The 6,790-nt window shown below is 63.1% G+C and carries 4 protein-coding genes; all 4 read left to right on the plus strand.

The genetic code is table 11. The annotated features are described in order from the left end of the window. Window positions 1-134: 134 nt before the first annotated feature. The 4 genes from ACU4E7_RS22935 to ACU4E7_RS22950 all read left to right on the plus strand — a co-directional run bounded on the left by ACU4E7_RS22935 (window position 135) and on the right by ACU4E7_RS22950 (window position 6,735). A complete protein-coding gene (locus tag ACU4E7_RS22935) occupies window positions 135-1,559 on the plus strand; it encodes a tyrosine-type recombinase/integrase (RefSeq protein WP_447018920.1) in 1,425 nt (474 codons plus the stop codon). Further along, the gene (locus ACU4E7_RS22940; protein WP_447018919.1) at window positions 1,556-3,343 is read left to right on the plus strand and encodes a hypothetical protein; all 1,788 of its coding nucleotides are present in this window, start codon (window positions 1,556-1,558) and stop codon (window positions 3,341-3,343) included. The genes ACU4E7_RS22935 and ACU4E7_RS22940 overlap by 4 nt, the downstream gene beginning before the upstream one ends. Then, the gene (locus tag ACU4E7_RS22945) at window positions 3,340-5,514 is read left to right on the plus strand and encodes an integrase (protein ID WP_447018918.1); all 2,175 of its coding nucleotides are present in this window, start codon (window positions 3,340-3,342) and stop codon (window positions 5,512-5,514) included. The genes ACU4E7_RS22940 and ACU4E7_RS22945 overlap by 4 nt, the downstream gene beginning before the upstream one ends. Before the next feature lie 318 nt (window positions 5,515-5,832). Beyond that, a complete protein-coding gene (locus tag ACU4E7_RS22950; protein ID WP_447018917.1) occupies window positions 5,833-6,735 on the plus strand; it encodes an ArdC family protein in 903 nt (300 codons plus the stop codon). Window positions 6,736-6,790 lie beyond the last annotated feature (55 nt).

The raw sequence follows: 6,790 nt of genomic DNA on the forward strand, positions 1-6,790 counted from the left end.
CATTCTGAAGTCGATGCAACAGGACTGACGGAGGCGTTATCCAGGCCGGCCGCAGCGCTCCCACATAGCTGGCGGAGGCCGGCCTGGATAGCGCCGGGCAAGTTGAACTCCTTCGTTGATGCTGGACTCCCCGGATGGGGGTCCGGGGGAAGGTTGAACAACTTGTGGACAGTGTAATCGCAGCTTCGAGCATTACGATTCAGGAGCGCAGATCGGCGGAGGGTCTTGATACCCATGTCCCGATGATCCTCCGGGACGGGGTGCTATACGATCCTGATCTGGATCGTTTTTTCCGCGACCTTCCTCTCAACGGCGTTCGCTCCCGTCATTCCCTTCGCGCCTATGGCTACGATGTTCTCGTCTGGGCTCGTTTTCTTTCGGAGGCCCGCGCCAAGACGATATGGCAAGCCGACCGGCATGATGTCCTTGCCTATCATCGCGTCCGCCGCCGCGCCGACGCGGGACAACGCATTTCCGCTGCGTCCTGGAATCGCGCCGTTGCCTGTCTCGATCGGCTATATCGCTGGGGTGTGCAGGAAGGACTGATTGCGGAAGCCCCCTTCACGCATCGCTCGGTCTGGAGGCAGGGGTACACCGGGCGCCGGTCGCAGGTGGCAGCGCGGAACGATGCCTATGAACCTGCCGCGCGTCGAGCGGACGTCAGTTTCGTCACGCTCGAAGACTATCGGCGCTTTCGGGATGTCGGCCTGAAGGCGCTTTTGCCTGACGGCAGCACACGCCCCGGCGCCCGAGATCGCAACGGTATCCGCAATGCGCTCTTCGCCGATCTCCTCGTAACCACAGGGCTTCGGCTGGAAGAAGCATCATCTCTCTTCGCCTCCGATCTCGTTTTCGCCGATCAGCATTCGGGCCGTCAGGTCTGGCTGGACCTGCCGGATGCACAGACCAAGGGTGATCGCGGTCGCCAGATCCTCGTTCCCGCTCGACTGCTCGAACAGGTGCGCGCCTATGTCGATGTCGAACGTGCTCATGCCGTCGGGAAGTTCCGGCAGCGCTCGGCGTGGCGGTCGATCGACCGACCGATCTTCGTTCATCGGGATCAGCATGCTACCCGGCTGCGGCTGATTGATGGCGGCGATGTGGCACTCGACCTGCTCGACCCGGAGGAACGCGGTCGGTTCATTGTCTGCGACAGCGACGGCACACCGAGCGAACCGGCGATATTATGGCTTTCGGAGATCGGCTTGCCGGTGCAGCCGAACTCCTGGGAAGTCGCTTTTGCCCGTGCCTCCAGCCGGTGCAGATCCTTCGGGTTCGATATCAACATCAGCCCGCACCAGCTCCGCCACACCTTCGCCGTTCACATGCTGGCGATGCTTATCCAGCACCGCCTCCGCGATGCTACCTTGCCTGCCGGGCCGATGGAGGGATATCGGCAAGTTCTTGGCGATCCTCTCCAGCAGGTGCAACGGCTTCTCGGCCATGCCAGCCTGACAACGACCTATATTTACCTCGACCACATTGCGACGCGCGCCGATACCGTCGATGCGGCCGTCGAGGAACTCCTGGGGCTGCTCCCCTCGGAGGCCTCGTTATGAGGGGGCGTCCGCGCAAAGGAACCGCGGTGCGCTTTGCGCGCGCCGATGGCGCTGTTCCCCCGCACGCAGGCGATCCGGTGCTCGGTCTGCGCTTCAACATCGAGGCGCGCTATGGCGGAACCGTCGAGGTTGATCTTGTCAGCGAGCGTCCGCGAGCCATCGCTGTCGCGTTTGCAGGTGCCCTCCGGCGGCAGTCCGAGCTTGGCGGATCGCTCGGCGCGCGGAGCACCATCAAGCAGCATCTCGCTGCGTACCTTCGGTTTTTCGCATATCTGCGTGAGCACTCCACGGCAAAGACGCCCGCCGATCTGCGTGCTGACGATCTCGATGGGTATGAGCATTTCCTCGAAGCTGGCGGGATGACCCCGATCCACCGGCACACCGTTCTCGCCAAAGCCATCCTCGCTCTGCGCTCGATCGATGCCGACCAACCTGGCCTTCTGGTTGAAGGGGTCCGTTACCGGTTGAGCTACACCAGCGCACAATCGGCCGGACGATCCCGACCGCGGGATGCCTATAGCCCGTTTGTCGCGCGGCAACTTCGGGACGCTGCCCGCCGCGATATCGCCAGGATATTCCGGCGGATCGGGAAGCCGCTCGATGAAGACGACAACTATCCCAACCTTCGCAGAGTGACCGATGAGGCCAATGCCCGGATCATCGCCTCCGGCAGGCTCAGCAGTGGGGATCGCGCCTTCAAGAGCCTCTATTTCATGAGGCTGCGTCGCGGTCTGCCGGTTTCCAACCTGTCCGAGGATCTGCACGCACGTTTCCATCTGTGCGCAATGGATATTCCGCCTCTACTGACCTTCCTGTCACTGGAGACCGGCCTTGAGATCGAGTGCTGCAAAGCCTTGACGATCAACTGCCTTCAGAACCCCGGACCCGGCACGATCGAGATCTCCTATGTGAAGCGCCGTGCCCGCGGCGCTGAGCACAAACGCATTCGCGTTCGTGACGGCGGGATCGGAACACCGGGCGGTCTGATCCGTAAGCTGATCGAGGCCACGGCCTTCACCAGGCAGTTTGTCCCGAGTGATAACCTTTGGCTTTATTACTATACCGGGCCTACGCAGCTCCGGGCGGGTATCGAGCATCCACATGAGCTCGTCGACCGATGGACCGCAGGCCATGGCATCGTCGATGACAATGGTGAACCTCTTCGTCTCGTTCTCTCCAGGCTGCGCAAGACCCACAAGGCGCTTTGGTATCTGAAGACCGAGGGGCATATGACCCGCTTCGCCATCGGGCATACGCCGGAGATCGCCGCTCGCCACTACGCGGATATCCCCTCGCTGCGGCCGCTGCACGAAGCCACCATTGCCGACACGTTTTCGGAAGTTGCCGCAATGGCCACCCCGATTATTCTGGCACCTGCCGATGAAGTGTCCTGGCGGCAATGCGATGCAGCGCCTGAGGAGCATGAGGAACGCGACGGTATCCTGCGTGGCGAGCAGGACGTTTGGCTGGCGGCATGCTCCGGTTTTGACCGTAGCCCCTTCGGGGCGCCGGGAACGCCGTGCCCGCAGCCGTTCTGGGGCTGTCTGGAGTGCCGCAATGCGGTCATCACCGCGCGTAAGCTGCCAGCGATCATAGCGTTCCAGCAGTTTATCGAGGAGCAACGGGCCAGTCTGTCCGCCTCAGACTGGGCCATGAAGTTTGGCCGCGCCCATGCTCGCATTGCCGGGCAGGTTCTGCCGGCATTTCCCGAGAGCATGGTTGCCGCAGCCCGCCGTGAGGCGGAAGTGCATGCGCTCTATCTGCCACCGGAGGCCCGGCAATGAAGGGATTGTCGCCAGCAGCTTCCAACTCCCTGCAACTCGATCAGCGCCCGGTTCTTGCAACCGCTCCGTTGAAGCCTGGCTTTGATCGGGATTCCCTCTCTCGCTACGGCGATCCAAGCTGGGATCTTGGGCCGGCCGTGTTTCGTGAGAACGCCCGCCGCTGTCACGTCACCGTGCATTTCACGTCGGTCGAGGACGCGTGTGTCCGCGACGCATTGCGCGAGTTCCTCTACGCCCGCCTCAACGTCGACCTGCCAGGTCACCGCAAGATCCTTCCTCCCGGAAGTGTCCGGCAGATATTCAACCGCGCGCGGCGCTTCTTCGATTTCGTGCGCGATGAACTTGGCGTTGTCGATCTACACCGGGTCGACCAGTCCCTTCTGGACCGATATGCCCGCCATCTCAGGGATGATCGTGCCCGTCGCCCGATCATCGTCGCTCACTTGCTGGAGATCCCATTCGACCTCCATGTGTTGCGGGACTATCTTCCCTCTGGCGGCCTGGCATTCCAACCGTGGGCAGGACGCGCACCTGCGCGCGTCGCGGGTTATCGTCATGCTCCCGAGAACCGGACGCCGCGCATTCCTGAGGCGATCATATCGCCGCTGCTGGCCTGGTCGATCCGATATGTCACCGAGTTTGCTGCCGATATCTTCGCGGCCCGCGAGGAGATGGATCGTCTCGAAGCGCATCGCGCCATGCTTGTCGAGCAGGACAGCCCCCTCGACCGTCATGGCCGACGGCGCGAGCAGCGCAAGCGGCTTGAGGATTATTTCAGGCGGCTTCGCAATGAAGGTCGCGGGGTGCCAATCTGGGGTACCGCCCATAACGGCATATTGCTCCGGCATCCCGAGACAGGAGACGTGTCGCCACCTGTCAACGCCCACCTGCTTCATCTGCATATCGGCATCGACGCCCGCGCCGAGAAGCGAATGCATGTTCAACTCGCAAGTGGTGCGCCCGATCTCATCGATGCCGCTCTACGCGAACTCGGCGTGGAAGCTGGAGGGATGGATACGCCGATCGCCATTCTGCCTGAGACCGGCAAGCCGTGGCGACCCCGCTTCGACACCAAGACCCTCGCTGCGGAAGAGCGCATGCTGCAGTCGGCGGCCTACATCCTGTGCGCCTATCTGACCGGCATGCGGGACTGCGAAGTCCAGGCGATGCAGCATGGATGTCTTTCGCTGGCGCGCAGCGAAGACGGCATGATCATGCGCCATCGCGTGCGATCCGTCGCTTATAAGGGCAAGTCCGCCCGAGGTGAGCCTGCCGAGTGGGTCACCATCGAACCTGTCGCTAAAGCTGTCGATGTTCTGGAACGCTTATCCCTTCGGGCAACATCAGCGCGTGGGCTGACGACGCTCTGGCCAGTGCTCGCGGCCAAATCGGTCTGCAAGGATCACCTCTCGGCTGAGGTAGTTCGCCAGCTCAACCTCTTCCGGGACCACCTCAACGACCTGTTCGGCACGTCTGACGCGCCAGCGATCCCTGACGGGCCAAGTGGACAGCCATGGCGCATCACGACGCGGCAGTTCAGACGCACGATCGCGTGGCACATCGCCAACCGTCCGTTCGGCACCATCGCCGGCATGATCCAGTACAAGCATGCGTCAGTCGCGGCGTTCGAGGGATATGCCGGCTCCAGCCGATCCGGCTTTCGGGCCGAAGTCGAGAACCAGCGGAGTCTCGGCCAGCTCGATGACCTGTTGGTCTATTTCGACGAACGACAGGCCGGGGCCAAGCTGTCGGGGCCTGCGGCGGCACGTATCGCAAAGACGCTCGACAGCATATCGGATGATCTAGGCCCGCTTCCGGCCATGATCGCCGATCGGGCCCGGCTGCGCACCATGCTCGCGAGCCTCGCGCGAACATTGCATGTCGGCGTGCTGGCCGATTGCTTCTTCGATCCCGGTACGGCCGCCTGTTTGAAGCAGGCCACCGGAGCCAAAGGCCCGCTGACCGCGCTTTGCCAGCCGACTCTTTGTCCAAATGCCTGCATCACCGCGAGGCACCGGCCAGTATGGGCACGTTCCGCCCAGGAAGCCGCAGACCTGTTGAAGGAGAAGCGGCTGTCTACGCTTCAACGGCGCATCCTTCAGCAGGATCTCGAGCGGGCGAAGACGGTCCTCGACAGCATCGACAAGGACCAATCCGCGCCCGGCTCCTGAGGGGAGCTGGGTGCTCATTCGCCGGTGGCCCGCCCGGCGTGCTCGGAGCGCGCGATGCCCGACGCATCCGCGCAACGGCTGACGCCGTCCTCCGCTCGCGCTTCGGCTCTGCGAGTGCGCGGCCGCGCCTGAGACATCGCAATCCGCTGCTCCGACGCCGGGACAGGCCCCGGCGGAGAAGGAGCAACAATCATGACAAGAGAAAAAATCAGGAACAGCCGCCCGAACGGGCGGCAGGAGAGGAAGAGGACTGCCGGAGTCGGGCGGTCGGTTGAAGGGGCGAGAGAGGCTCGCGCCGCCGGCCACGGAGATTCCACAATGAGGAATACCTCGTCATCCGTCCAGCGCGCCGACGTCTATTCCCGCGTCACCGCAGAGATCATCGCCGCGATCGAGCAAGGCGCCGGCGAATGGCGTGCGCCCTGGTTCCATAACGGGTCCAGCATCGCGCGCCCGACCAACCTCTCCTCTGGCAAGCGCTATCGCGGGATTAATACGCTGGCCCTCTGGGCAGCGGGCTTTGCCGCCGGATATGGCGATGGCCTGTGGGGCACCTACAAGCAATGGCAGGATGCCGGTGCGCAGGTGCGGGAGGGAGAGCGTTCCACCACTGTCGTGTTGTGGCGGGAGATTCAGGCTTCCCGGCAGGCCGACAAAGAAGACGACGATGACGACCATCGCCGTATGTTCGCCCGCGCATTTTCCGTCTTCAACATCGCGCAGGTTGACGGCTACGAGCGCCCGGATACGCCCATGCTGCCCGAGGCTGAACGTCTCGCCCATGCCGAAGCGTTCATCGCGAACCTGGGCGTCAAGACTGAGTTCGGTGGGTCGGAAGCCTACTACCGCCCGTCAGCCGACACCGTGTTCATGCCACCGTTCTCCTCCTTCCGCGACGCCGCATCGTTTTATGGGGTGTGGCTCCATGAATGTGGGCACGCCAGCGGCTCCAAGCACAGGCTCGACCGCGATCTTTCCGGGCGCTTCGGTTCGGCCGCCTATGCCGTCGAAGAATGCTGCGTGGAAATTCTCAGCGGGCTCGTCCTCGCTGACCTTGGCGTCGCCCACCATCCGCGCCCCGACCACGCCGCCTATGTCGCCTCGTGGCTAAAGGTCCTGAAGGACGATCCTAAGGCCATCTTCACCACAGCGAGCAAGGCGCAGCAGGCAGCCGACTGGATGCACGCCCAGCAGCCCCAGGCAGAGGAGATGGCAGCATGATCAGCCTCATCTTCACTGCGGAAAAATTTCAGATTGGGGCTGGACTGTCAGGATA

The organism is Xanthobacter sp. ZOL 2024 (assembly GCF_052932325.1).